General features: G+C 76.0%; 27 protein-coding genes. 10 read left to right on the forward strand and 17 right to left on the reverse strand.

Features of this window, described 5'->3' with window-relative positions; all coding sequences use genetic code 11:
- Positions 1-455 precede the first annotated feature (455 nt).
- The 3 genes from PGB27_RS22550 to PGB27_RS22560 form a co-directional block, all read right to left on the reverse strand.
- On the reverse strand, positions 456-851 hold the full coding sequence (locus tag PGB27_RS22550) for a DUF3040 domain-containing protein (protein WP_274202671.1): 396 nt from the start codon (positions 849-851) through the stop codon (positions 456-458).
- Between the two features lie 132 nt (positions 852-983).
- A complete protein-coding gene (gene dinB, locus PGB27_RS22555; protein ID WP_274202826.1) occupies positions 984-2,300 on the reverse strand; it encodes a DNA polymerase IV in 1,317 nt (438 codons plus the stop codon).
- Complete coding sequence (locus tag PGB27_RS22560) at positions 2,297-3,046, reverse strand: class I SAM-dependent methyltransferase (protein WP_274202672.1); 750 nt, start codon at positions 3,044-3,046, stop codon at positions 2,297-2,299. Before PGB27_RS22560 ends, dinB begins: the two co-directional genes overlap by 4 nt.
- A 94-nt stretch (positions 3,047-3,140) precedes the next feature.
- Here PGB27_RS22560 and PGB27_RS22565 point away from each other — a divergent pair, with 94 nt between their 5' ends.
- On the forward strand, positions 3,141-3,980 hold the full coding sequence (locus tag PGB27_RS22565) for a ParA family protein (protein WP_274202673.1): 840 nt from the start codon (positions 3,141-3,143) through the stop codon (positions 3,978-3,980).
- 13 nt (positions 3,981-3,993) lie between these two features.
- Here PGB27_RS22565 and PGB27_RS22570 read toward each other — a convergent pair whose 3' ends face one another.
- Together PGB27_RS22570 and PGB27_RS22575 are read right to left on the reverse strand one after the other, a co-directional pair.
- A complete protein-coding gene (locus PGB27_RS22570) occupies positions 3,994-4,524 on the reverse strand; it encodes an SAV_6107 family HEPN domain-containing protein (RefSeq protein WP_274202674.1) in 531 nt (176 codons plus the stop codon).
- Between the two features lie 53 nt (positions 4,525-4,577).
- Entirely contained in the window at positions 4,578-4,871 is a 294-nt protein-coding gene (locus tag PGB27_RS22575; RefSeq protein ID WP_274202675.1) for a hypothetical protein, read from the reverse strand.
- 343 nt (positions 4,872-5,214) lie between these two features.
- Between PGB27_RS22575 and PGB27_RS22580 the strand changes: the two genes are divergently transcribed.
- Entirely contained in the window at positions 5,215-5,847 is a 633-nt protein-coding gene (locus PGB27_RS22580) for a GNAT family N-acetyltransferase (RefSeq protein WP_274202676.1), read from the forward strand.
- A 35-nt stretch (positions 5,848-5,882) separates the two neighbouring features.
- Positions 5,883-6,626: an LppM family (lipo)protein gene (locus tag PGB27_RS22585; RefSeq protein ID WP_274202677.1), complete on the forward strand. Its 744-nt coding sequence runs from the start codon at positions 5,883-5,885 to the stop codon at positions 6,624-6,626.
- 36 nt (positions 6,627-6,662) lie between these two features.
- On the opposite strand, the gene PGB27_RS22590 is transcribed toward PGB27_RS22585, so the two are convergent.
- Positions 6,663-7,553 (reverse strand): methylenetetrahydrofolate reductase, encoded by an 891-nt coding sequence (locus tag PGB27_RS22590; RefSeq protein WP_274202678.1) that lies wholly within the window; start codon positions 7,551-7,553, stop codon positions 6,663-6,665.
- Positions 7,554-7,684: 131 nt separating this feature from the next.
- On the opposite strand from PGB27_RS22590, the gene PGB27_RS22595 reads away from it, so the two are divergent.
- From PGB27_RS22595 to PGB27_RS22605, 3 genes are read left to right on the forward strand one after another with little or no spacing between them, the layout of a single operon-like run.
- Positions 7,685-8,887 (forward strand): polyprenyl synthetase family protein, encoded by a 1,203-nt coding sequence (locus PGB27_RS22595; RefSeq protein WP_274202679.1) that lies wholly within the window; start codon positions 7,685-7,687, stop codon positions 8,885-8,887.
- Between the two features lie 38 nt (positions 8,888-8,925).
- Entirely contained in the window at positions 8,926-10,425 is a 1,500-nt protein-coding gene (gene crtI, locus PGB27_RS22600; protein ID WP_274202680.1) for a phytoene desaturase family protein, read from the forward strand.
- A 7-nt stretch (positions 10,426-10,432) separates the two neighbouring features.
- Positions 10,433-11,392, forward strand: coding sequence for a phytoene/squalene synthase family protein (locus PGB27_RS22605; RefSeq protein ID WP_274202681.1), 960 nt, complete (start codon positions 10,433-10,435; stop codon positions 11,390-11,392).
- Between the two features lie 97 nt (positions 11,393-11,489).
- On the opposite strand, the gene PGB27_RS22610 is transcribed toward PGB27_RS22605, so the two are convergent.
- The 3 genes from PGB27_RS22610 to PGB27_RS22620 all read right to left on the reverse strand — a co-directional run bounded on the left by PGB27_RS22610 (position 11,490) and on the right by PGB27_RS22620 (position 12,823).
- Positions 11,490-11,645 carry a hypothetical protein gene (locus PGB27_RS22610; RefSeq protein WP_274202682.1) on the reverse strand — a complete coding sequence of 52 codons (156 nt, stop codon included), beginning with the start codon at positions 11,643-11,645 and terminating at the stop codon, positions 11,490-11,492.
- A 62-nt stretch (positions 11,646-11,707) separates the two neighbouring features.
- Positions 11,708-12,070, reverse strand: a complete 363-nt coding sequence (locus PGB27_RS22615; RefSeq protein ID WP_274202683.1) for an Rv2175c family DNA-binding protein — start codon at positions 12,068-12,070, stop codon at positions 11,708-11,710.
- 87 nt (positions 12,071-12,157) lie between these two features.
- The gene (locus PGB27_RS22620; protein WP_274202684.1) at positions 12,158-12,823 is read right to left on the reverse strand and encodes an alpha/beta fold hydrolase; all 666 of its coding nucleotides are present in this window, start codon (positions 12,821-12,823) and stop codon (positions 12,158-12,160) included.
- 93 nt (positions 12,824-12,916) lie between these two features.
- On the opposite strand from PGB27_RS22620, the gene PGB27_RS22625 reads away from it, so the two are divergent.
- Positions 12,917-14,176, forward strand: coding sequence for a protein kinase domain-containing protein (locus PGB27_RS22625; protein WP_332843864.1), 1,260 nt, complete (start codon positions 12,917-12,919; stop codon positions 14,174-14,176).
- Between the two features lie 14 nt (positions 14,177-14,190).
- On the opposite strand, the gene PGB27_RS22630 is transcribed toward PGB27_RS22625, so the two are convergent.
- Genes PGB27_RS22630 through PGB27_RS22640 form a run of 3 tightly spaced genes read right to left on the reverse strand, consistent with a single transcriptional unit; the run spans position 14,191 to position 16,885 of the window.
- The gene (locus PGB27_RS22630) at positions 14,191-15,591 is read right to left on the reverse strand and encodes a class II 3-deoxy-7-phosphoheptulonate synthase (protein WP_274202685.1); all 1,401 of its coding nucleotides are present in this window, start codon (positions 15,589-15,591) and stop codon (positions 14,191-14,193) included.
- Positions 15,592-15,651: 60 nt separating this feature from the next.
- Positions 15,652-16,170, reverse strand: coding sequence for a polyadenylate-specific 3'-exoribonuclease AS (locus PGB27_RS22635; RefSeq protein ID WP_274202686.1), 519 nt, complete (start codon positions 16,168-16,170; stop codon positions 15,652-15,654).
- A gap of 25 nt (positions 16,171-16,195) precedes the next feature.
- A complete protein-coding gene (locus PGB27_RS22640; protein ID WP_274202687.1) occupies positions 16,196-16,885 on the reverse strand; it encodes a lysophospholipid acyltransferase family protein in 690 nt (229 codons plus the stop codon).
- 242 nt (positions 16,886-17,127) lie between these two features.
- On the opposite strand from PGB27_RS22640, the gene PGB27_RS22645 reads away from it, so the two are divergent.
- Together PGB27_RS22645 and PGB27_RS22650 are read left to right on the forward strand one after the other, a co-directional pair.
- Positions 17,128-17,937 carry an alpha/beta hydrolase gene (locus PGB27_RS22645; RefSeq protein ID WP_274202688.1) on the forward strand — a complete coding sequence of 270 codons (810 nt, stop codon included), beginning with the start codon at positions 17,128-17,130 and terminating at the stop codon, positions 17,935-17,937.
- Positions 17,934-18,590, forward strand: a complete 657-nt coding sequence (locus PGB27_RS22650; RefSeq protein WP_274202689.1) for a hypothetical protein — start codon at positions 17,934-17,936, stop codon at positions 18,588-18,590. The genes PGB27_RS22645 and PGB27_RS22650 overlap by 4 nt, the downstream gene beginning before the upstream one ends.
- Before the next feature lie 40 nt (positions 18,591-18,630).
- On the opposite strand, the gene PGB27_RS22655 is transcribed toward PGB27_RS22650, so the two are convergent.
- The 5 genes from PGB27_RS22655 to PGB27_RS22675 form a co-directional block, all read right to left on the reverse strand.
- The gene (locus tag PGB27_RS22655; protein WP_274202690.1) at positions 18,631-19,575 is read right to left on the reverse strand and encodes an ROK family protein; all 945 of its coding nucleotides are present in this window, start codon (positions 19,573-19,575) and stop codon (positions 18,631-18,633) included.
- Positions 19,569-20,690: a hypothetical protein gene (locus tag PGB27_RS22660; RefSeq protein WP_274202691.1), complete on the reverse strand. Its 1,122-nt coding sequence runs from the start codon at positions 20,688-20,690 to the stop codon at positions 19,569-19,571. Before PGB27_RS22660 ends, PGB27_RS22655 begins: the two co-directional genes overlap by 7 nt.
- Positions 20,687-21,919: an ArsA family ATPase gene (locus PGB27_RS22665; RefSeq protein ID WP_274202692.1), complete on the reverse strand. Its 1,233-nt coding sequence runs from the start codon at positions 21,917-21,919 to the stop codon at positions 20,687-20,689. Before PGB27_RS22665 ends, PGB27_RS22660 begins: the two co-directional genes overlap by 4 nt.
- Positions 21,920-22,348, reverse strand: a complete 429-nt coding sequence (locus PGB27_RS22670; protein ID WP_274202693.1) for an SRPBCC family protein — start codon at positions 22,346-22,348, stop codon at positions 21,920-21,922.
- Positions 22,349-22,456: 108 nt separating this feature from the next.
- Positions 22,457-22,861 (reverse strand): polyketide cyclase / dehydrase and lipid transport, encoded by a 405-nt coding sequence (locus PGB27_RS22675; protein WP_274202694.1) that lies wholly within the window; start codon positions 22,859-22,861, stop codon positions 22,457-22,459.
- Between the two features lie 137 nt (positions 22,862-22,998).
- Between PGB27_RS22675 and PGB27_RS22680 the strand changes: the two genes are divergently transcribed.
- Positions 22,999-24,801, forward strand: a complete 1,803-nt coding sequence (locus tag PGB27_RS22680) for an AMP-dependent synthetase/ligase (RefSeq protein WP_274202695.1) — start codon at positions 22,999-23,001, stop codon at positions 24,799-24,801.
- Positions 24,802-24,879: the final 78 nt, after the last annotated feature.

Below are 24,879 nucleotides of genomic sequence, written 5' to 3' on the forward strand. Positions count from 1 at the left end.
GGTGGGGCGTCCCGGTGGGGCGAGGTGGGGCGGGTGGAGCGAACGCGCCGTTCGCTGCTTCTACGCGCGCAAGAGTCCCGTTCGTCCCCGCGGTGGGGCGAGGTGGGGCGTCCCGGTTGGGCGAGGTGGGGCGGCCCGGTGGGGCGAGGTGGGGCGGGTGGAGCGAACGCGCCGTTCGCTGCTTCTACGCGCGCAAGAGTCCCGTTCGTCCCCGCGGTGGGGCGAGGTGGGGCGGCCCGGTGGGGCGAGGTAGGGCGGCCCGGTGGGGCGAGGTGGGGGCGACGTGGGGCGCGCCGGAGATCAAGAGCGCGCTGTGCACCTCGCGAGGCCGGTGGAGGTGCACCGCGTGCTCGTGATCACCACAGCCGGGCGCGCGCGGACGCCTCCGGCGCGAACGACGACGCGCCGCCGACCCGGAGGTCGGCGGCGCGTCGGGCACGTCGGTGGGACGGGAGCTACTCCTGCTCGAAGCGGCGGCGGAAGCGCTCCTCCATGCGGGAGGTGAAGCGGCTGCGATCCTTCTCCGAGGCGCCGGCGGCGGGGGCCTCGCCCTCGGCGGCGGCCTCCTTCTTGCGGGCGCCGAACGAGGTGATCGCGAGGACGGCGCCGCCGAACATCGCGAGGAAGCCGACCACGCTGACGGCGATGCCGATCGTGGACGAGCTGAAGACGACCCCGAGCACCAGCATCACGACGCCGATCACGAAGAGCGCGACGCCCTGGATGCGCCGGCGACGCGACGGGCGTCGGAGCTTGCCTCCCCGAACCGTGGACGCGAACTTCGGGTCCTCGTCGTAGAGAGCGCGCTCGATCTGCTCGAGCAGACGCTGCTCGTGCTCGGAGAGCGGCATGATTCTCCTCCGGCACTGAAGATAACTTGCCCGACCCGTAGGGGTCCGGCGGGCATCGTCCTGATGACCTGTGCACCATCGTACGAGTCCGCCGTCGTCCCCACTACCCGGACCGGCGTGTTGCCGTCTCGATCATCCGTTCGGCTCCCGCGCCGATCCCGCTCGGCACGCGTCCGAATGCTGTCGGTGACGACGACGAGCGGGGTCCCCGGCCTCGGACGGTGATCGAGCTCGCTGCGGGTCGGGGTCGCCCAGCAGGCTCGCCGGCCGGACCGCCGCGACGCCGAAGCGGGAACGCGCCTGGTCAGCGGCGCGCTCCGCGTCCGACCACCCGTGCTCGGGCTCGCCGAGGACGATCTGCTCGGGCGCGCGGTCGGCGTCCACCAGCCCTTCGCCGCGCACGCCGAGCAGCCGGACCGGCGGGACGTCCCCCAGCGCGTCGTGGAGCTCGACGGCGACGGCGTGGAGATCGCGGGCGAGATCGGTCGGCGCCGGGAGGGTCCGCGCGCGTGTGATCGTCGTGAAGTCGTCGAAGCGGACCTTGAGCGCGACCGTCCGCGCGCGCACCCCGCGGCGGCGCAACATCCGCGCCGTGCGGTCGGCGAGGCGCAACAGTTCGCGCCGGCGCAGGGCCGGGTCGACGAGGTCGCGGTCGAACGTCTCCTCGGCGCCGGCGGACTTCTCGCGGCCGTGCGGGTCGACGCGGCGCTCGTCGACGCCGTGCGCGAGCGCGAGCAGGTGCGCGGCGTGCGCCTCCCCCACCGCGCGCCGCAGTGTCGACGGGCCGGCCGCCGCGACGTCGGCGACGGTGCTGATGCCGTGGCGGCCCAGCACCTCCTCGGTCTTCGCGCCGACGCCCCACAGCGCCCCGACGGGCAGCGGGTCGAGGAAGGCGCGGACGCCGTCGGCCGGGACGAGGTGCACGCCGTCGGGCTTCGCGACCCGCGACGCGAGCTTGGCGACGAACATCGTCGAGGCGACGCCGACCGAGCACGTGATGCCCTGCGACGCCGCCACCTCCTCGCGGATCGACGCCGCGACCCCGAGCGGGGTGGTGCCGAGCCGGCGCAGCGCGCCGGAGACGTCGAGGAACGCCTCGTCGAGGCTCAGCGGCTGGACCAGCGGCGTCACCGACCGGAACACGGCCATGACCGCGCGGGAGACCTCGGCGTAGGTGGTGAAGTCCGGGCGCAGGAAAACCGCCTGCGGGCACAGGCGGTGCGCGCGGGCCGACGGCATGGCCGAGCGCACGCCGAACGCCCGCGCCTCGTAGCTGGCCGAGAGCACCACGCCGCGCTCCGGCCCGCCCCCGACGATCACCGGGCGTCCGCGCAGCTCGGGGCGCGAGCGGATCTCCACCGCCGCGTAGAAGGCGTCCATGTCGACGTGCAGGACGCCGCAGCCGGCGTCCGACCCCGCGGGTCGAGGCGTCGTGCGGGAGGCGCTCAGCCCGGCCGCCGGGCGAGGACGTGCAGGCGCGAGGCCATGTCGCGCAGCGGCGGGGTGCCGGCGGCGATGTCCTCGAGCTCGGCGAGCGGGTCGGACGACGCGCCGCCGGGCTCCAGGACGCCGTCGGGCACGAGGTCGGCGAGCACCCGGTGGCCCTGCACCCGCTCGACCGTGAGCTGCCCCCCGGCCTCGACCAGCGTGCGGATCTCCTCGACGTCCATGCGCCGGCGCAGCGGGTCGCCCTCGCCCCAGCGCCCGTGCGGGTCGACGAGCACCTGGCGCGCCTCGGTCAGCCGGCCGGCGACGACGCGCGAGAGCACCGCGGCGAACCGGCCCGCGACCAGCAGCGACACCGCCCCACCCGGAGCCGCCGCGCCCGCCATCGCCCGGCAGGCCTCGGCGGGGTCGTCCACGTACTCGAGCAGGCCGTGGCCGAGCACGAGGTCGGCCTCGGTGTCGACGGCGTCGGCGAGCGCGTCGACGTCACCCTGGATCGCCCGCACCCCGGCGTCCACGCCAGCCTCGCGCGCGCGACTGTGCAGCACGGCCAGGGCGTTGGCGCTCGAGTCGACGACGGTGACCTCGCAGCCCTCGGCGGCCAGGGGCACCGCCCAGGTGCCGCTCCCCCCGCCGACGTCGAGCACGCGGGGCGCCGCGCCGCCTCGGCGGGAGCGGGCGGCGGCCAGCTCGACCCGCAGCGTGCGCGCGACGACGTCGACCGGGGCGAACGACGCGGCTCGGGTCACCGCGACACCGTAGAACGTGTGACGGGCGCGCGGGCCCACCAGTGTCGACCGTCCGGCTCCGGCAGGCTCTTCGTCCGGCCGGTAGGTTCCCCCCGTGCACGTCACGGCGGTGCTGAGCCTCAAGGGCGGTGTCGGCAAGACGACGGTCGTCCTCGGGCTGGCCGGGTCGGCCCTGCGCGCCGGTCTGCGGACGCTCGTCGTCGACCTCGACCCCCAGGGCAACGCGACCACCGCGCTCGAGCCCGAGGCGACCGAGACGACGATCGCGCAGGCGATGGAGCGCCCGTCGGCGGCGCTGCTGGCCTCGTCGATCGCCCCGAGCGCCTGGGGTGAGGACGTCGACGTCCTCGTCGGTTCCGAGGACATCGAGCGCCACAACCACCCCGACCCCGGCTCGCAGCGCCTCGGGCGCCTCGCCCACCTGCTCGCCGGCCTGCCGCGCGACGGCCACGACGACACCGACCTCGGCCTCGCGGCGTACGACCTCGTGCTCATCGACTGCCCGCCCTCGCTGGGCCAGCTGACCCGCTCGGCGCTCGTCGCGGTCGACCGCGCGGTGCTCGTCACCGAGCCGACGATCTTCGCGGTGTCCGGCGTCCAGCGGGCCTTCGAGGCCGTCCAGGCCGAGCGGGAGCACAACCCGGACCTCCAGCCGCTGGGCGTGCTGGTGAACAAGTACCGCTCGCGCTCCTCGGAGCACGAGTTCCGGGTCGCCGAGCTGCGTGAGCTCTTCGGCCCGCTCGTGCTCTCCGGCGTGCTGCCCGACCGCAGCGCGATCCAGCAGGCCCAGGGCGCCGGGGTGCCGATCCAGCGCTGGGACACCCCGGGCGCCCGGGAGATCGCGAGCCAGTTCGACTCCCTCCTCGGCCGCATCGTCCGGTCGCGCTCCGGCCGCTCGCACCGCGCCCGGGCGCGCCAGGCCCCCGACACCTGAGGGCACGCCGCCGTCAGCGGTTCCGGCCCGCCACCGTGCGGGTGACGAGGGCGAGGAACAGGTCCGCCTGGCGCACCATGTCGTCGGCGTCGCGCTGGGACACGCGTCCTCGGACACCCGCCTCGATCGCGGAGCGCGTGGCCGAGTGGGCCGCGAAGAACGCCGCCCACTCGCCGTACTCCGGCGCGACGGACGCGAGCAGCGTCCAGGCGTCGGTGGGCCGGGAGGACCGCTTCGCCCGGGCCCGGAGCGCGAGCACCGCCGCGGCCGCCCGCAGTGCGCCGAGGTGCGCGGAGCGGAACCGCTCGGCCGGGTCGTCCTCGGCCTGCGCGGCCCGCAGCTCGTCCCGGGCGGCCCCGAGCAGCTGCACCACGGTGCGCGAGGGCGGCGGCGACGGTGGCGCGGCCGGGTTCGCCGACCGGGTCGTCGTGCCGCGCACGGTGGAGCGCGCCGGAACCTCGCGCGCGCCCTGGCATGGCACGGGCGGGTCGGTGTCGGCGGGCGTGGTGTCGAACAGTCCGGGCATGGCGAGGGCGCTGGTCACGGTGGTCCTCCTCCGAGCAGGAGCGAGCAGGAGCGGGCGGGAGCGGGCAGGGGTCAGGCGCCGGCCCAGCGCAGGTCCCACACGCCGGGGCCGGAGCGCATGCGCAGGACGAACTCGCCGGGCGGCAGGTGCGGCTCGTCCGACCGGCGGGCGAGCACCCGCCAGCACCGGCACCGGTCGCCCCCGACGGGCATGGCCGACAGGAACGGCCACCGGGACTCCTCGATCCAGCGCTCCTGCACCTCGGTGACCAGGTAGTGGCTGTCGCGCCGGTTGGGCCGGCGATGGAACTCGACGGGGTCGCCGTCCGCGCAGCGGACCTGGACCGGCGAGGGACTGCGAACCACGATGCGTCCTCCACGGCGGCTCGTGCTCGTCGACCCGTGGCTCGGGCCGAGCGGGATGCCTGCCACCGTGGGGAGCCGGCGGCACTCCCGGACGGCGGGGCGCTTCCCCCGCCCCGCCGCCCGAGCGATCGAACATGTGTTCGATGCGGACCAGTGAACCCGTTCGCCCCGACGCCGTCAAGTCGGCCCGACGGGCGCGCGTCACCCCGCGGCGGCGCCCTCCAGGACCTCGGCGGAGACCCCGTCACACCCCCTCCCCACGGCGGAGGGGTGGCCCCGGGGTGCGGTCGTGGTGAGATGACCAGGTGCCCCACCGCGCCTCCGCAGGCCCGGGGGCCGGGCGGTGACCGCCGCACCCGCCCGCGCCTCCGTCGTCGACCTGACCCCCGACGACCTGGCGGCCCGGCTCGACGAGGCGTTGACCGTCTACGTGCGCGCCATGGCCTACCCGCCCGGCACCGTGCGCCAGCGCCGGCCCATGTGGGTGGAGCACTCCCGGCGTCCCGGCTGGCACGCGGTCGGCGCGATCGGCCCCGACCGCTCGCTGTGGGGCATCGCGTACGGCTACCCCGGGGCGCGCGGCCAGTGGTGGTTCGAGGAGGTCCGTCGGGGCCTGCTCGCCGCCGGTCCGCAGGGCCGTGAGCTGGCCGACGCGGTCCTCGACGACTACTTCGAGCTCACCGAGCTGCACGTGCGCCCCGACGTCCAGGGCGGCGGCATCGGCGAGGCGCTGGCCCGCCGCCTGCTCTCCCACCCCGTCGACGGCAACGTCCTGCTCTCCACCCCGGAGGCCGACGACCCCACCCGCGCCTGGTCGCTCTACCGGCGCCTCGGGTTCCGCGACGTGCTGCGCCACCACCGCTTCACCAGCGATCCGCGCCCGTTCGCGGTGCTCGGGCGCACCCTGCCCCTGGACCCGCCCGGCACGCCTCCCTCGGGAGCGGCCGACCCCACGCCCGGTCCGGGCCGCACCTGACCGACGCCGTCGGGACCGCCTGGCACCATGCGCGGGTGCCCGACGCCGCCCCCGCCCCGACCGCGAGCCCCACCCCGAGCACGCGACCGAGCACGCGACCGGGCACCACGCCCGGCACCCGCCGCCGCGGCCTGGTCCTGCTCGCCGTGCTGCTGGCCCTGGTCGGGGTGCTGGGCACCGGCTGCGTCCGGGTCCGCGCCGGGCTGGCGGTCTCCCCCGACGACCGGGTCTCGGGCGTGGTGGACGTCGCGACGCCGGACGGGTCGCCCGCCGGGCAGGGGCCGCCGCTGCAGGTGCCCGACGACCTCAGCGGCGACGTGTCGGTCGAGCGCTACGAGCAGGACGGCTACGTCGGCTCGCGGCTGCGCTTCGACGACCTGACGTTCGACGAGGTCACGCGCGTCCTGCCGGCGATCAGCCCGTCGACCGGCTCGGCGGTCCGGGTGCAGATGCGCCGCGCGGGCGACCGGGTGGTCGTCAACGGGCAGGTCGACCTCACCCGGGTGTCGCCGGAGAGCTCCGACGTGCAGCTCAAGATGGCGTTCCCCGGCACCATCCGCCAGACCGACGGCACCGCCGCCCAGGGCGTGATCAGCTGGACCTTCCAGCCGGGCACCGTCACCGACGTCAACGCGGTGGTCGAGTACCCGGACCCCGACGCGCCGTCGTGGATCCTGTGGGCGCTGCTGCTCTTCGTCGTCGTCGGGGTGGCCGTCGCGATCGTGGTGCTGCTGGCCATGTCCAGCCGCACCCACCTGCGCACGCGCGCCCGCCGCTGACGGTCACGAGGAGGACCGGCGGCGGGCCGCGCCGCGTCAGGCGCCGCCGGGCCGGGCCGCGATCCCGAGGCGCTGCACCACGTCCACGACGGCGGGCGAACGGTTCATGCTGATGTAGTGGATGTTGGTGACGCCCTCGTCGAACATCTTCTGCGAGAGCTCGACGCACAGGTCGATGCCCGCGTCCCGGTACCCGGTCTTGTCCTCGGCCAGCGGCTCGAGGCGCTCGAGCATGGCCGCCGGCAGCGGCGCGCCGGAGAAGTCCGCGCCGCGCTCCGCCGACTTCGGCGTCGTCACCGGCATGAGGCCCGGCATGATCGGGATCTCGCAGCCCGCCGCGGCGATGCGGTCACGCATCCGCAGGAACTGGTCGGCGTCGTAGAACATCTGGGTGATCGCGAACTCGGCGCCCGCCTTCACCTTCTGGATGAAGAAGCGGGTGTCGGAGTCCTCGTCGACCGACCGCGGGTGCAGGTACGGGAACGCGGCGACGCCGACGCAGAAGTCGCCGAGGCGGCGCACCATGTGCACCAGCTCCTCGGTGTAGCTCAGGCCCGCGGGGTGGGGCACCCAGTCGGCGTCCTTGTCCCCGGGCGGGTCGCCACGGATCGCGAGCACGTTGCTGATCCCGGCGGCCGCGTACGACCCGATCACCTGGCGCAGGTCCTCGAGGGACGCGTCGACGGCCGTGAGGTGGGCCATCGCGGTGAGCGTGGTGTCGGTGGCGATCCGTCCGGTGGTGCGGACGGTGCGGTCGCGGCTGGAGCCACCGGCGCCGTAGGTGACCGACACGAAGGCCGGGTCGAGGGGCTCGAGGTCACGGATGGTGCGCCAGAGGGTCGCCTCACCCTCGTCGTCCTTGGGCGGGAAGAACTCCGCCGAGAACGTGGGCACCCCGCGCTGGATGCGCTCCGTCACAGTAGCCATCCGGCGACCCTACGGTGGCGGGGCGTCCGCACGGAGGTGCCTTGTGACCGGGAACGCCCGATCAGCCGGTTCCGCCGTCCGCCCCTACGCTCGGTGCCGGAGGAGGCAACCGTCGGAAGGGAAGAGGGCGCATGACGGCTAGCGGGGCCTCGACGACGGTCGGCACCGGGCCCGCGGAACCGATCGGGACGGCTCCGCTCGACGGCTCCCGCGACGGGGCGCGCGACGGTGTCGCCGCAGGTCGCGGCGACCTCGCGGCCATCGAGGCCGACCTGCCCGCTGCCGTCACCGCGGAGCTCGCCGACTACCTCGCGGGCCGGCGCAAGGGCACCCTCGACGTCGCCGAGGAGTTCGCCGAGGCCACCGACGACCTCGCCCGCTTCGTCCTCGAGGGCGGCAAGCGCCTGCGACCCACGTTCGGGTGGTGGGGCTGGCGCGCCGCGGGCGGGGTCGAGCACCCCGGCCCGGTGCTGCGCGCGCTGAGCGCCCTGGAGCTCATCCAGGGCTGCGCCCTGGTGCACGACGACCTCATCGACGACTCGGCGACCCGCCGCGGGCAACCGACGGTGCACGCGCGCTGGGCCTCGCGCCACATCGAGGCCGCCTGGGCCGGCGACCCGACGCGCTTCGGGGCCGCCGTGGCGATCCTGCTCGGCGACGTGGCCCTGGCCTGGGCCGACGACATGCTCCACGAGTCCGGCCTCGACCCCGCCGTCCTCGCCCGCGGCCGCCCGGTGTGGCAGGCCATGCGCACCGAGGTGCTCGGCGGGCAGTTCCTCGACGTCCGCGGCCACGCCTCGTCGGACTCCTCGCCCGAGGCCGCGCTGCGCATCAGCCGCTACAAGACGGCCGCCTACACGGTGGAGCGCCCGCTGCACCTCGGCGCCGCGCTCGCCGGTGCCGACGAGGCGACGGTGCGGGCGCTGCGCCACTACGGCCGCGACCTCGGCATCGCCTTCCAGCTGCGCGACGACGTGCTGGGCGTCTTCGGCGACCCGGCCGTCACCGGCAAGCCCGCCGGCGACGACCTGCGCGAGGGCAAGCTGACCCTGCTCGTCGCGCTCGCCCGCGCCCACCCCGACCGCGAGACCGCCGCGGTGGTCGAGCGCGCCGTCGGCGACCCCGACCTCGACACCGACGCCGTGGCCGCTGCCCGCGAGGCGCTGGTCGCGCTCGGCGTCGTCGACGATGTCGAGCGGCGCATCACCGAGCTCACCGCGTCGGCCCTCGACGCGGTGCGGGGCAGCGACGGCACGGACGCCCCGGCCCTCGCCCCGCCCGCCCCCGAGCGACTCGCCGACCTCGCCGTCGCGGCCACCCGCCGCGTGCGCTGAGCGCGACCCCAGGAGCCCCGCCCCATGACGAACACCGCATGACCCGCACCGTCCGGTCCCCCACGGACCACGTCGTCGTCGTCGGCGCCGGCCTCGCCGGCCTCGCCACGGCCCTGCACCTGCTCGGCGCGGGCCGGCGGGTGACGGTCGTCGAGCGCGACCCCACCCCCGGCGGTCGCGCCGGACGGCTCGACCTCGCCCACGGGGAGGGCAGCTTCCGCCTCGACACCGGCCCGACCGTCATCACGATGCCCGAGCTGATCGAGGAGGCCCTGGCCGCGGTCGGGGAGAAGATCGGCGACCGCCTCGAGATGGTCGACCTCCACCCGGCCTACCACGCGCGGTTCGCCGACGGCTCCGCGATCGACGTGCACACCGACCCGGGCGCGATGGAGCAGGAGATCCGCGAGAAGGTCTCGGCCGCCGACGCCGAGGGCTACCGGCGGCTGCGCGCCTGGCTCACCGAGCTCTACCGCGTGCAGATGGCGACGTTCATCGACGCCAACTTCGACTCCCCGCTCGACGTCCTGTCCCCCGACCTCGCCCGCCTCGGCGCGCTCGGCGGCTTCGGGCGGCTGGGCCCGCGGATCGGGAAGTACCTGCACGACGAGCGGCTGCGGCGCATCTTCTCCTTCCAGGCGCTCTACGCCGGGGTCCCGCCGGCCCGCGCGCTCGCCGCGTACGCCGTGATCGCCTACATGGACACGATCGCCGGCGTCTCCTTCCCGATGGGCGGGGTGCGGGCGCTGCCCCAGGCGCTCGCGGATGCGGCGGCCGATGCGGGCGCCGAGTTCCGCTACGGCACCACCGTCACGGGCCTCGAGCGCGCGGGCGGGCGGGTGCGGGGCCTGCGGACCGTCGCGACCGACGACCCGACCGCCGACGGCGACCGCCTCGACGCCGACGCGGTCGTCCTGAGCTGCGACCTGCCCGCCGCCTACGCCCTCATCGGGCGCACCCCGCGGCGGGCGGTGCCGACGCGCTGGTCGCCCTCGGCGTACGTCTGGCACGCGGGCGTCCCGGCGGGCACCGGGCTCGGGCACCACACGATCTCGTTCGGCGACGCCTGGGCGAGCACGTTCGACGAGATCATCACCGAGGGCCGGCTGATGAGCGACCCGTCGCTGCTGGTCACGCACCCGACCGCGACCGACCCCTCCCTCGCCCCGGCGGGTCACGAGCTGGTCAGCGTGCTCGCGCCGAGCCCGAACACCGAGGTCGCGCCGATGGACTGGGCGCGCATCGGCCCCCGCTACCGCGACGAGCTGCGGGCGGTGCTCGCCGGGCGCGGCATCGAGCTCGGGGAGCCGGTGGCCGAGCACGTCATCACCCCGGACGACTGGTCCGCGCTCGGGCTCGCGGCGGGCACCCCGTTCTCGGCGGCGCACACGTTCTCCCAGACCGGCCCGTTCCGCGCCGGCAACCTGGTCCGCGGCGAGGGCAACGTCGTGCTCGCCGGGTGCGGCACGACGCCGGGCGTCGGCGTGCCGACGGTGCTGGTGTCGGGGAAGCTCGCGGCCGCGCGGATCACCGGGTGAGCACCGGGTGAGCACCACCGAGCTCGACGCCGCCGGGATCACCGACCCGGCGCTGCGCGAGGCGTACACGCAGTGCCGGGAGCTCAACGCCGCGCACGGCCGGACGTACTTCCTGGCCACGCGGCTGCTCGCCCCCGCCCAGCGCCCCGCGATCCACGCCCTCTACGGCTTCGCGCGGATGGCCGACGACGTCGTCGACGACCCGGACGCCGACGCCTCCCCCGCCGCCGTCGCAGCACGGCTGGAGGAGGTCCGCGTCCGCATGCGCCGCGGGCTCGACGGCACCGACCCGCGCACGCTGGTCGCCGAGGGCGAGCCGGTGGTCGCGGCGCTCGCGGACACGGTGGCGCGCTACGACATCGAGCACCGCCACCTCGAGGACTTCATGGACTCGATGGCCATGGACCTCACGATCACCGACTACGCGACGTTCGACGACCTCGCCCGCTACGTGCACGGCTCGGCCGCGGTGATCGGGCTGCAGGTGCTGCCGGTGCTCGGCACCGTCGGGCCCCGCGAGGAGGCCGCGCCGTACGCCGCCGACCTCGGCGTGGCGTTCCAGGTGACCAACTTCCTGCGCGACGTCGGCGAGGATCTCGACCGCGGGCGCGTCTACCTCCCCCGCGACGAGCTCGCGGCCTTCGGCGTCGACCGCGAGCTGCTCGACCACTGCCGCACCACCGGGCGCACCGAGCCCCGCGTGCGCCGGGCGCTGGCCCACCTCGTCGCCCGCACCCGCGCGGTCTACCGGCGCGCCGAGCGCGGTATCCCGCTGCTCCACCCCGTCTCGCGGCCCTGCGTGCGCACGGCGTACGTGCTCTACGGCGGCATCCTCGACGAGATCGTGGCCGCGGACTACGCCGTCCTCGACCGCCGCGTCGCCGTCGGGAACGCCCGCCGCGCCGCCGTCGCCCTGCCCCACCTCGCCCGCGCCGTCGGCACGCGCCTGGTACGCAGAGCGGCGTGACCGAGCTCGTCCTCGCCTTCGACGCCGCCTGCGCGCGGTGCCGGGCGGTCGCGGCGGCCGTCGCGGGCACGGGCCTCGAGGTGCTGCCGCTGGGCGACTACCGGGTGCGGGCGTGGTGCGCCGAGGCCGGCGTCGCCGGGGACGCGCCGACGCTGGTCGAGATCACGCCGACCGACGACGACGACCGGGTGCGCGCCTGGACCGGGCCGGCGCTCGCCGCCGTACTGCTGCGCCGGCTCGGGCCCCGGCGCACGGCGCAGCTCCTGGGCGCGCTGCGCAGGCAGGGGGTGCTGGGCGACGCGGTACGGGCCGGCCTCAGAACGCCATCGCCTGGGCGCGGCGCTTCACCTCGCGCCCGCGGTCGGAGCGCAGCGCGTCGATCGGCATCCCGGGCAGGGACTCGTCGTCGGTGAACAGCCACCGCAGGATCTCGCCGTCGGCGTAGCCGCCGTCGCGCAGCACCTGGATGGTGCCGGGCAGGCCCTTGACCACGCCGTCCGCGGAGAGGAAGGCGGTGGGCACGAGCCAGCGGTCGTCCTCGCGGACCCCGAGCAGCTGACCCTGCTTGATCATCTGGCTGACCCGCGTGCGCGGCACGCCGAGGCGCTCGGCGACCTCGGCGAGCGTGACGACCTCGATGTCGTGGCCCACGATGGCGGTGACGGCGGACTCGGACACGCGCGTCACTGTGCCAGAGGAGCGCCCCGCCGCGGAGCCCGAAACGCAGGAGACGCAGCGCAGCCGGAGCCCGACCATCGCGACAGCTCAGACGAGCGCCGCGACCAGCCCGTCCGGGTTCGCGAGCGCGAGCAGGTGGCCCCCGGGGACGACCACGGGCTCGACCCCGGCGCGCTCGCGGGCCAGGCGGACCTGGAAGTCGAGCGGGAAGAAGCGGTCGTCGGCGCCGACGATCACCGTCACCGGCACGTCCGGCCACGCCGGCAGCGCCCAGCCGTCGACGAACGGGCCGTCGGTCTGCTCGCGCTGGTGCTCGGCGCCCGCTGCCGCGACGTCGGCCGGCACGTCGTGGAGGAACTCCCAGTGCTCGTCGAAGCCCGCGTCCTCGCGGCCCGCGGCGCGCACGGCGGCCTCCTTGGCCTCCTGGTGCCCTGACGCCGTCCACCAGTCGCCGGGCGACTCGCCCACCGCCGGGATCATGGCGTTGACGAACACGAGCCGCCGCACGGGAACGCGCCGGGCGATCTCGGCCGCGCTCGGCCCGCCCAGCGACTGGCCGACGACCACGACGTCCGACCGGTCCCCCAGCGCCGCGAGCGCGACCTCGACGTAGCGCGGGATGCCCGCCGTCGGGTCGTCGGCCGGCAGGTCCGGCGCGACGACGTCGTCGCCCCGCGCCCGCAGCCGCTCCGCCACCAGGTGCCAGTACCAGCCCGCGCCGCCCGCGCCGGGCAGCAGCAGCCACGTCGTCACCCCGCCGACCCTAGGGCCGTCGTCACTCGTCAGGGGCCGCGCGTCGCGTCCGAGGATCCCCGCAGGTCACCGACGTCCTCGTAGCATCGGCGCATGGCCGCACCCACCGCCCACCCCGAGGGGACGGTGCTCGAGGGGCGGTACCGGGTGGACGGGGTGCTCGCGCGCGGGGGCATGTCGGTGGTCCACCGGGGCGTCGACCTGCGGCTGGAGCGCCCGGTGGCGATCAAGGTCCTGGACGGCGCGCTCGCCGGCGACCCGGCCTTCATCCGGCGCTTCGAGCGCGAGGCCCGGGCCGCCGCACGCCTCGCGCACCCCGGGATCGTCGCGGTCCACGACCAGGGGCGCGACCCCGACGGCACCGTCTTCCTCGTCCTCGAGCTCGTCGAGGGCGGGACGCTGCGCGACGTGCTGCGCGAGCAGGGGCGCCTGCACCCGGCGGCGGCGCTGACGGTCGCCGAGCAGGTGGTCACGGCGCTGCAGGTCGCGCACGACCGCGGCCTCGTGCACCGCGACGTCAAGCCGGAGAACGTGCTGGTCGGGCGGGACGGGGCGGTCAAGGTCGCCGACTTCGGGCTGGTCGCCGCGGCGTGGGAGGCCGGCACCGACGACCCGGACGACCCCGAGGGGTCCGGCGAGGTGGTGCTGGGCACGGTCGCGTACCTCGCGCCGGAGCAGGTCACCGACGGCCGCGCGGACGCCCGCAGCGACCTCTACGCCACCGGCGTGGTGCTCTTCGAGCTGCTCACCGGGGTCCCGCCCCACGGTGGCGACGGGGGCGAGGACGCCGTGGCCGTCGCGCGCCGGCACGTGACCGAGGACGTGCCGCCGCCCTCGACCGTGGTCGGCGGCATCCCGCGCGCCCTCGACCGGCTCGTCCTCGCCGCGACCAGCCGCGACCCCGAGACCCGCATCGCCGACGCCGACGCCTTCCTCGCCGCCGCGCGCGGCGTGCGGATCGACGCGGACCTGCCCTTCCACCCCGTGCCCCCGCCGCGCCGCCGCACGGCCGCCGGCTCCCGCCCGCTGCGCGGCACGCGGCTGCTCGACCTGGACGCCGACCGGCCCGCCCCGCCGCCGGCCGAGGAGGTCGACGACGACGAGGACGCCTGGGACGCGTGGGACGAGACCGAGGACGACGAGCCGGACGACGAGCCCGCCGACGACCCCGGCCCCGCGCGGCGCCGCGGCCCCGACGACCCGGTCGACGACATCGACGTCGCCATCGAGCGGATCGAGCGCCGCCGCGCCCGGGCCCGCTCCCGTCGGCTGCTCGCCGCCTGGCTCGTGCTCGAGGCGATCGCGGTCGTCGCCGCGGGCGCGGCGGGCTGGGGGCTCGGCCTGCCCGGCTGACGCTGCCGGGCCGACTACCCCCGCAGCATCTCCGCCACGAGGAACGCCAGCTCGAGCGACTGCTGGGTGTTCAGCCGCGGGTCACAGGCGGTCTCGTAGCGGCCGGCGAGGTCGGTGTCCGAGATGTCCTGGGCGCCGCCGAGGCACTCGGTGACGTCCTCGCCGGTGAGCTCGACGTGGATGCCGCCGGGGTGGGTGCCGAGGCGCTGGTGGACCTCGAAGAAGCCCTGGACCTCGTCGACGACCTGGTCGAAGTGCCGGGTCTTGTAGCCGGTGGTCGCCTCGACGGTGTTCCCGTGCATCGGGTCGCACTGCCAGATGACCTGGTGCCCCGACGCCGTGACCTTCTCGATGATCCCGGGCAGGACGTCGCGGACCTTGCCCGCACCCATCCGCGAGATCAGCGTCAGGCGGCCCGGCTGGTGGTGCGGGTCGAGGCGCTCGACGTACTCGACGGCCTGCTCCGGCGTCGTCGACGGCCCGATCTTGACCCCGATCGGGTTCGCGAGCAGCTCGGCGAAGGCGATGTGCGCGCCGTCGAGGCTGCGGGTGCGCTCGCCGATCCAGAGGAAGTGCGCACCGAGGGAGAACAGGCGCGCGTCCTCGCGGCTCGTCGCCTCGACGCGGGAGTCGAGCCGCAGCAGGGCCCGCTCGTAGTCGAGGACCAGCGCCTCGTGGCTGGCGAAGATCTCGGTGCCGCGCAGCGAGTGGTCGGTGACCCCGGCCGCGTTCATGAAGCGCAGCGCGCGGTCGATCTCCGCCGCGACGGCCTCGTAGCGCTCACCGGCCGCGGACGTGCGCACGAACTCACGGTTCCACTCGTGGACCTCGTGCAGGTCCGCCATGCCGCCGGAGGTCAGCGCGCGGACCAGGTTCATCGCGGCGCCGGCGTTGGCGTAGGCGCGGATCATGCGGCCGGGGTCGGGCACGCGACGCTCGGCGTGCGCCGCCAGCGAGTTGACCATGTCGCCGCGGTAGCTCGGCAGGCCGAGGGCGTCGGTGGCCGACGAGCGCGGCTTGGCGTACTGCCCCGCGATCCGGCCGATCTTGACGACGGGCATGGACGCGCCGTAGGTGAGCACCACGGCCATCTGCAGCAGCGTGCGGATGTTGCCGCGCAGGTGGGGCTCGGTGTTGTCGGCGAACGTCTCCGCGCAGTCGCCGCCCTGGAGCAGGAACGCCTCACCCCGGGCGACGGCGGCGAGCTGCGACTGCAGCCGGTCGACCTCCGCGGGCACCGTGATCGGCGGCACGTGCTCGAGCACGGTCCGCACGTCGGTCACGGCCTGCGGGTCGGGCCAGTCCGGCTGCTGCGCCGCGGGGCGCGCGAGCGCGTCGTCGAGCCGCTCTCGGAGGTGCGAGGGCAGCGGGGGCAGGCCGGGCAGGGCCTCCACGGGAAGGTCGACGGACCACACGACTCATCAGCCTACTGGTGTGGTCGTCCGCCCCTGACGTGTTCCCCGTGACGTCGCCCGTCAGCCCGGATCGGCCGGCCCGTGGCCGTGGAGACGGCGCCAGTGCTCGTCGATGACGCGCCAGCGGGCGAGGTTGTGCCGGGCGTCGGCGAGGGCGTCGTGGGCGTCGGCCGGCGCCGCGGGCAGCTCGGGGCGCCCGACGTCGTCCCAGCGCTGGCGCAGGTCGCGGGTGAAGCGCGGCAGGGCCCGCGGCAGGTCGGGCATGGCGCCCCACAGCTGGGCGATCGCCACGTGGTCGTAGGCCGCGTACCAGGCCCAGAGCTCGACCGGGCCCTCGCCGGCGGTCACGAACTCGTAGAACTCCTCGCGGATCCGCAGCCGGCTGCGCCACGCCGGGTCGGACATCGACGGCAGCTTGTCGAGGACGTTCCGCCGGACCCACGGCCCGGCGCGCATCGGGTCGAACTGCGTCGAGATCGCGTAGAACTCGCGGCCGTGCTCGTCGACCGCGCCCACCGAGACCAGCTCGATCGTGGTCCCGTCCTCGATGAACTCGCAGTCGTAGAAGTACCGGGCCACCCGTCCATCCTGTCGCGGACGACCCTCAGGCGGCCTGCGGGGTGGCCCGGTCCTTGACCGTGCTCGCGTAGACGTCGACGTACTCCTGCCCCGACAGCACGCGCAGCGCGTCCATGATCTCGTCGGTCATCGCCCGCTCGACCTGCCGGTCGTCGGTGATGCCGTGGTAGCGGGAGAAGTCCAGCGGCTCGCCGATCCGGATGCCGATGCGGCACGGGCGCCAGAACCGGGAGCCGACGGGGTTCGCCCGATCGGTGTCGATCATCGCCACCGGGACGACGGGCACGCGCGCCTCGAGCGCCATCCGGGCGACGCCGGTGCGGCCCTTGTACAGGCGGCCGTCGGGCGAGCGGGTGCCCTCGGGGTAGATGCCGAACAGCCGGCCCTCGCGCAGGATCGCGATGCCGGTGTCGAGCGCCGCCCGCGCGGCCCGCCCGCTGCCCCGCTCGATGGGCACCTGGCCCATGCCGGTGAAGAACCAGCGCTTGAGCGTGCCGACCACCCCGGGCTGGGTGAAGTACTCGGACTTCGCGGGGAACACCATCCGGCGCGGCACCATCAGCGGCAGCACGAACGAGTCGAGCACCGCGAGGTGGTTCGACGCCACGAGCGCCCCGCCGCGGCGCGGCAGGTGGTGCGCCCCCTCGACGCGCGGCCGGAACGCCACGCGCATCAAGGGCCCGAGCAGGACGTACTTCATGATCCAGTACAACACCCGGGGCCTCCCGTCCCTCGTCGCTCGACGCGCGGAGCCTAGGGCCCGGTCCGCGTCGGCGGCACCGTCGCGCGGCCGTGTCACACCCGCTCGGACGCGCGGCCGGGACCGTCCGGCGCGACACGACCCCCACCGCGTGACCCGACCGTGTGGGACGTGCCACGATGGGGTTCCCGAGTCCGCTCTCCCCCGCCTCGTCGAGGCGGGCCTGACGCGGCGCCACCCGCGCCCCGGAGGACCCCGTGCCCGTGCTGCCCGGCGCCGAGCCCTTCGCCTCGGATCCCGAGGAGGGCTCGCGGGAGATCGGCGTCGTGCTCAGCCACGGCCTGACCGGCACGCCCCAGAGCATGCGCGCCTGGGGCGAGCACCTGGCCGCGCAGGGCATCGGCGTCCGCGGGCCCCGACTGCCCGGGCACGGCACGCGCTGGCAGGACCTCAACCGCACCCGCTGGCCCGACTGGTACGGCGAGGTCGAGCGCGCGGTCGACGACCTGCGCCGCGACTACCGCTCGGTGTTCGTCTTCGGTCAGTCGATGGGCGGGACCCTCACGCTGCGCCTCGCCGAGGAGCGCGGCGAGGACCTCGCGGGGATCGCGCTGGTCAACCCGTCGGTGACGACGCTGCGCAAGGACGCCCTGGTCGCGCCGTACATCCAGTGGGTCGTGCCCTGGGTGCCCGGGGTCGCGAACGACATCAAGAAGCCCGGGTCCGTCGAGCTCGCCTACGACCGCCTGCCCACCCGCGCCGCGGTGTCGCTCACGGCGCTGTGGCGGCTCGTGCGCGCCGACCTCGGGCGGGTCCGCTGCCCCGTCCTGCTGTTCCGCTCCCCCACCGACCACGTCGTGGAGCCCGTCAGCAGCGAGATCGTCCTCGACGGCGTCGCGTCCGACGACGTCACCGACGTGGTGCTCCACGAGAGCCACCACGTCGCCACCCTCGACAACGACGCTCCCCGGATCTTCGCCGACAGCACGGCGTTCGTCCGCCGCGTGCACGCCGCGCGCGCCGACCGTCCCGGCGCCGCCCGCTCGACCCCAGGGACCCCCGCATGAGCGCGCCCGACCCGGACTCCGTCGACCCGGCCCGCCCCGACCCCGCGCGGCCCGACACGGCGGGCCCCGCCGGTCCCGCAGGTCGGGGACCCGATGCGTCCCGCCGTCCCGACCTGCCCGACGACGTCGACGCCGCCTTCGCCTCGATCGTCGCTGACTGGGCCGCGACCGGCGCCCCGCGCTGGCCCGACGAGATCTCGGAGGCCCCGGAGGCCCCGGAGGCCCCGGGGACCTCGGAGGCCCCCGAGGCGCGCACGGACGGGCCGTCCTCCGGGCTCGGCACGGCCACCCCGCCGCACGGCGCCCGCCCGCCCGCGCCCGAGCCCCCGAGCCCGGGCGCGCGCCGGCGCCCCGAGCCCCCCGCCGGGCCCGCGCCCGGGCAGCGCCCGACGCCGCCGCGCCCGCCCGAGGACGAGCACTTCGTGCCGCCGGAGCCGCCGCCCCTGCCGCGCCTGGGCCTGAGCAGCCTGCTCGGCCTGGCGCTGCTCGTGGTCGGGGTCGTGCTGCTCGCGGTGCCCGGCCTGCTCGGTGGGCCCGTGGGGCTCGGCATCATCCCGGGTCTGCTGGCGATGACCGCGGGCCTCGGCTGGCTGGTGTTCGGTCTGCGCCGGGGACGCGAGCCCGAGGGTCCGGACGACGGGGCGGTGCTCTAGGGCGTCCTGGCGACGAGGCGTTCCCCGGGAGACCCCTCCCCTAGACGCCGGCCCGCTCCCGCGCGTCGAGTGCGGCGCCGACCATGCCGGCGTGCCCACCGAGCACCGCCGGGCGGATCTCGGCGAGGCGGCGGTGGCCGCCGCCGGTGACCTCCTCGGCGTACCGGCGCCGCGCGCCGTCGAGGTAGAGCGACGCCGAGGCCGAGACCTCCCCGCCGATGACCACCACGTCCGGGTCGAAGACGTCGGCGACCAGCGCGAGCCCCTGGCCCAGCCACTCGGCGAACTCCTCGACGACCCGCCGGGCCAGCCCGTCGCCGGCCTCGGCGGCGTGGGCGACGTCGCGGCCGGTCACCGGCTCCGCCCGCTCCCACGTGGCCCGGAGCAGCGAGAACTCCTCCGACGTCGCGATCAGCTCCTCCGCCGCGCGCCCGAGCGCCGTCCCGCTGCAGTAGCGCTCGAGGCATCCGCGCTTGCCGCAGGGGCAGGGACGCCCGCCCCGGACGACGGTGAGGTGGCCGAGCTCGGGGGCGACGCCGTACGCACCGCGGAACACCGCGCCGTCGACGAGCAGCGCCGCACCGATCCCGGTGCCCAGCGCGACGAGCACCGCCACCGACGCGCCCGCCGCCGCCCCGACGCGGTGCTCGGCGAGTCCCGCGGCGTTGGCGTCGTGCTCGAGGACGACGGGCAGCCCGAGGCGCTCGGTGAGGCGGTCGACGACGTGGTCGTCGCGCCAGGGCACGTGGGCGCCGAAGGCGACGGTGCGCCGGTCGGGGTCGACGAAGCCGGCCACCGCCAGCCCGACGGCCTGCACGGGGTGCCGGGCGGCGAGGCCGTCGACGAGCTCCGCGACGACGTCGTCGAGCGCGGCCGCGCGATCCGGCGTCGGGGCGGCCCGCACCTCCGCCATGATCGAGCCGTCGGGGTCGACGACCGCGGCGCGCACCGAGGTGCCTCCGATGTCGACCCCGATGGTCAGCACGTGGCGTCGCCGCCGGGGGCGCCCGCCTCGGGGCCGCGGGTCCCGCGGGCGGGGCGGCGGATGGCGATGCGCTGGACCGACGGCCGCGCCGCGCCGCCCGTCGTCGCCGCGGGCGTGTCGGTGCCGGGAGGGGCCGTGCTGGGCGGGGCCGTGGTGGGCGGGGCCGTGGTGGGCGGGGCCGTCGCCTCGGGCGCGGGGCGCGGAGTGCTCGCGGACGTGGTCGGCGAGGCGGGGCGGCGCGGGGAGGGCTCGTCATCGGCGCGGGGCGCGGTGGCGGAGCGCGCATGCGCCGACGTCGGTCCCGGACGTCCGGCAGGTGCGGCCGGCCCGGTCGGTCCGGTCGGTGTCGCGGCACCGGGAGCGCCGCCCGTCGCCTCACGGAAGGTCGCCGAGCGCGGTGAGGCGCGGCGGATCGGCACCCGCCGACCTCCGGGTGGGCCGCCGGCGGCGGGTCGGCGGGGTCGGGTCCCGCGGGCACCCGCCGGAGGGCCGGGCTCAGGGGCGGTCGCCGCCGCGCCGCCGGCGGCAGCCGCCGCGGGCTCGTCGGCGGCGGCCGCCGCCACGTCGTCGGCCCCGGCTGCTCCGGCCCGCCCGGCACGGGGCGCGTCGGCCCTCCCGGCACGGGGCGCGTCGGCGCGGGAGGGCTCGGGCCCGTCCGGCGGGAGCCCGCCCCAGCCGTCCCACGGGCCCCACTCCGGGGGCCAGCCGGGAGGCGCCTGGTCGGCCCCCGGCGGCGGAGCCGAGGGATCCGCATGCGTGTGGTGGGCGTGCCCGGGCTCCTGGTGCGCCTGCACCATCAGCCGCAGCAGCATCATCAGCCCCGACGCCTGCTCGGCCAGGCGGGCGGTGAGCTCGGGCTGCTCGCCGCGCAGCGCGGCCACGAGCGCGCAGACCGGGCACCACGAGCACGGTCCGGGGCTCTGCGGCGGGCGCATCCCGAGCCGTGAGCGTCGTGAGCCGCCCACGGACGTCCCCGGGGACGTCGCCCGCGGCGGCGCCTCGACGCGGGTCCCCAGCCAGTCGATCAGCGCCGACGCCGTCGCGCGCGCCTCCTGGGTGAGCCGCTCCTGCGCGGCCCGCCCGGCGTCCCCCGACCCTCCCCCCGGCGTGCTCACCGCATCCACACCGCGGCGTCGGGCCGGAAGACGACGGAGAGCAGGTCGTCGTCGAGGTCGGCGCCGGTCACCTCGCACCGGCGCAGCACGGGCGGCAGGGCGACCGCGCGGCGGCGCCCGTCGACGGTGACGGCGAGCTCGTCGCCGATGCGCGCGAGGTCGACGTCGGCGTCCCCGATGCCCGCGATGTGCAGGTCGAGCACGAACTCGCTGTCGATCGCGGTGCCGACGCCCGCGGTGCGCCGGACCGCCACGAGGGCGCGGCCGACCGGTCCGTCCAGCGGGTCGTCGTCGCCGTAGAGGGTGTCGGCGAGGTCGGCGAGTCCTTCGACGCCCACCGGCTCTCCCGCGCGGTGGGGCACGCGCCGCACCGGTACGTCGCCGCCGGCGCCGGAGAGGTCGTCGAGCACCGCCTCCTGCTCGGCGCGACGGGCCCGCACCCAGGTCGCGGCCTCGCCACGCCCCTTGCCGGCGTCGGGGACGAGCCGGTTGGCGACCATCCCGTCGACGTGCAGCCCGTGCAGTGCCAGCGCGGTGAGGGTCCGCCGGGTCTCGGCCGCGACCATCCGCTCGGGGGTGAGCACGAGGCGGATGGTGGTCGTGCGGTGGTCGGCGAGGAGATCGCGCAGGCCCGCGAGCTGCTCGGCGAGTCGCGACAGCGACGCGGCCGCCGCGTCCCACTTGGCCACGGTGGCGCTGCTGCCCGCGAGGCCCGCGAGCACGCCGCGGACCGCACGGCGGTGGGTGGGGAAGAGCCGCTCGAGGTAGGAGCCGAGGGCCTCGGGCAGGGCGAGCAGGCGCAGGGTCTCGGCGGTCGGCCCGCAGTCGACGACGACGACCTCCCACGGCCCGTCGACGGTGGCGCGGCGCACGTCCTCCAGGGCGAGCAGCTCCTCGACGCCGGGCAGGACGGTCAGCTCGTCGGCGACCATCTCGTCGACGCCGGCGCCCGCGAGCAGCGTGCGGAGCTGGGTGCGCAACGGCTCCCAGGCGTCGTCGACCAGCGCGCGGGTGTCGATGTGCGCGGCGAACAGCCCCGGGTAGGACTCGGGCGCGACCTCGCGCGGGGTGCCGTCGAGGCGGGTGGCGAACGCGTCACCCAGCGAGTGCGCGGGGTCGGCGGACAGGACGAGCACCTTGCGCCCGCCCCGCGCCAGCGCGACGGCGGTCGCTGCCGCCGTCGTCGTCTTCCCGACCCCGCCCTTGCCGGTGAACAGCAGGACCCGCACTCAGCCCTCCACGCGACGCTTCAGCCCGGTCAGCGCCTGGTCCATGATGCGCTTCTCGGCGCGCCGCTTGAGGAGCCCGGGCAGCGGCACGGCGAGATCCACCGAGAGGGTGTAGGTCACTTCGGTGCCGTCGCCGGCCTCGGCCAGGCGGTAGCGGCCCCGCTGCTGACGCTGCATCTGCCCGGACACGAGGTCCCAGGTGACGCCGTCGTCCACCCAGTCGTAGGCCAGCACGTAGTTGTCCTTGATGGGTCCGGCGTCGAGGTTGAACCGGACCTGCTCGGGGCGTCCCTCGTCGTCGTGGGTCAGCACCGTGGCCGCGGTGATCGAGTCCGCCCACTCGGGGTAGGAGTCGAAGTCCGCGATGACCCCCAGGACGTCCGAGGCCGGCGCCGCGATCGTGATGGACTGGGTCGACTCGTCGGCCATGGCGCGGAAGGCTACCGCCGTCCCCGGGGTGGACGGCACGCCCGGTGCGCACCGCAACGACCCGCGGTGACCGGGCCCTCACCGATCGGCACCGACGTGACCGGGCCCTCAGGTCCGGGAGGTCCCCGACCACTGCGCCGGCGGCACCCCGGGCGGCCGGCCCGCCTCGAGCCGGTCCTTGAGCGCGAACGCGACGGCCTTCGCGGCCCGCTGCCGGCGGACGGCCTCCCGGGTCGCCGCCCGGGGCGAGAGGGAGGCATCGACGGGGTCGACCCGCAGGAAGTAGTGCAGCACCGTGCCGTCGCCGACGGCCTCGAGCCAGACCTCCATGCTGCCTCGCCAGGCGTCGCCGACGACGTTCCAGCGCACGCCCTGCACCCCGCGGTCGGTGAACACCCGCAGCGCGAGGTCGGGCCAGAGGCGACGCCACGCCGCCGGGTCGGCGAACTCGGCCGCGAGCCGCTCCGGCGGCACCGCGAGGAAGGTCTCGTCCACCACGTCGACGGTCGCCACGCACCCAGCGTGGCAGGGCGTGCCCCTCACCCCCTCCCGGCCCGCCCGATGGGCGGATTGTCCGGCTACCGGGAGGTAGTCGCCGCGACTATGGTCACAGCCGACGCAGCGAGGCGCGGGCAGGAGTGTGGAACCAGATGCAGCAGTACACGGAGCCGGCGACCGCCAAGGTGGCCGACGACGACAACCTCACCACCGCGCCGTGGGGGAACGCCGAGGCGCACGGCAGCGACGTCGCCTACCGCCGGCTGGTGGGCGACGCGTGGCAGGACGTCACCTTCGCCGGCTTCCGCGACGAGGTCGCCGCGGTCGCCAAGGGCTTCCTCGCCGCGGGGCTCCAGCCGGGTGACCGGGTCGGGCTCATCTCGCAGACCCGCTACGAGTGGACGCTGATCGACTACGCGCTCTGGGCGGCCGGCGCGGTCACGCTGCCGATCTACGAGACGTCCTCGGCCGACCAGGTCGAGTGGTGCCTCTCGGACTCCGGGGCGCGCGGCGTCGTCGTCGAGTCCGACGAGCACCGCGCGATCGTCGAGGGCCTGCGCGAGAAGCTCCCCGACCTCGGCCACGTCTGGCAGATCGACGGGTCGGGCGGGGCGGTCGGTGCCGTCGATGCGCTGCGGGAGGCCGGGGCCGGTGTCGACGACGCGACGCTCGAGCAGCGGCGCACCTCGGTGCACGCCGACGACCTCGCGACGCTGATCTACACGTCGGGCACCACGGGCCGCCCCAAGGGCTGCGAGATCACCCACCGCAACCTCCTGTTCGAGGTGCGCGCGGTGGCGGACACGTTCAGCGACCTCATGCAGCCGGGCAACTCCACGCTGCTATTCCTGCCGCTCGCGCACATCTTCGCCCGCGTCATCCAGTGCGCCGCGATGGAGTACCGCTACGTCATCGGGCACTTCGCGGACACGAAGAAGCTGACCACCGAGCTGCCGCGCTTCCAGCCGGACTTCCTGCTCTCGGTGCCGCGGGTGTTCGAGAAGGTCTACAACGGCGCGAAGGCCAAGGCGCACAACGAGGGCAAGGGCCGCATCTTCGACATCGCCGAGGCGACGGCCGTCGCCTACAGCCGGTCGCTGGACGACGGCGGCCCGGGGATCGCCCTGCGCCTCCGGCACGCCCTGTTCGACAAGCTCGTCTACAGCAAGCTCCGCGCGGCGCTCGGCGGGCGCTGCACGGGCGCGGTGTCGGGCGGGTCGGCGCTCGGGGCCCGGATCGGCCACTTCTTCCGCGGCGTCGGCGTCCCGATCCACGAGGGCTACGGGCTCACCGAGACCAGCGCGGCGATCACCGCCAACCCCAACCGGGCGATCAAGGTCGGCACCGTCGGCAAGCCGATCCCCGGCGTGACGATCGCGGTCGCCGACGACGGCGAGGTGCTCGCCAAGGGCGACGTCGTCTTCCGCGGCTACTGGAACAACCCGGAGGCGACGGCCTCGACGATCGTCGACGGCTGGTTCCACACCGGCGACCTCGGCAGCCTCGACGACGACGGCTACCTCTCGATCACCGGGCGGAAGAAGGAGCTCATCGTCACCGCCGGCGGCAAGAACGTCGCCCCCGCGGTGCTCGAGGACCGGGTGCGCGCCCACCGCCTCGTCAGCCAGGCCCTCGTCGTCGGCGACAACCGCCCCTACGTCGGCGCGCTGATCACCCTCGACCCCGAGGCCCTGCCCGGCTGGAGCTCCGAGCACGGCAAGGACGCCTCCGACCCGGCCTCCCTCGCCGACGACCCGGACATCCAGGCCGAGATCTCCGGGGCCATCGAGGAGGCGAACAAGGCGGTCTCGCGCGCCGAGGCCATCCGTCAGTGGCGGATCCTGTCGAGCGACTTCACCGAGGAGAGCGGCGAGCTCACCCCGACGATGAAGCTCAAGCGCAACGTCATCGCGGAGAAGCGCGCCGACGACATCGAGGCGGTCTACCAGGGCTGAGGTGTGGCGGGTGGATGCAGCGAACGCGCTGTTCGCTGCTTCTACGCGCGCGAACTCCCCGTTGATCACCGCGGCCTC

This window comes from Actinomycetospora lemnae (genome assembly GCF_028737315.1).
GTDB classification, from domain to species: domain Bacteria; phylum Actinomycetota; class Actinomycetes; order Mycobacteriales; family Pseudonocardiaceae; genus Actinomycetospora; species Actinomycetospora lemnae.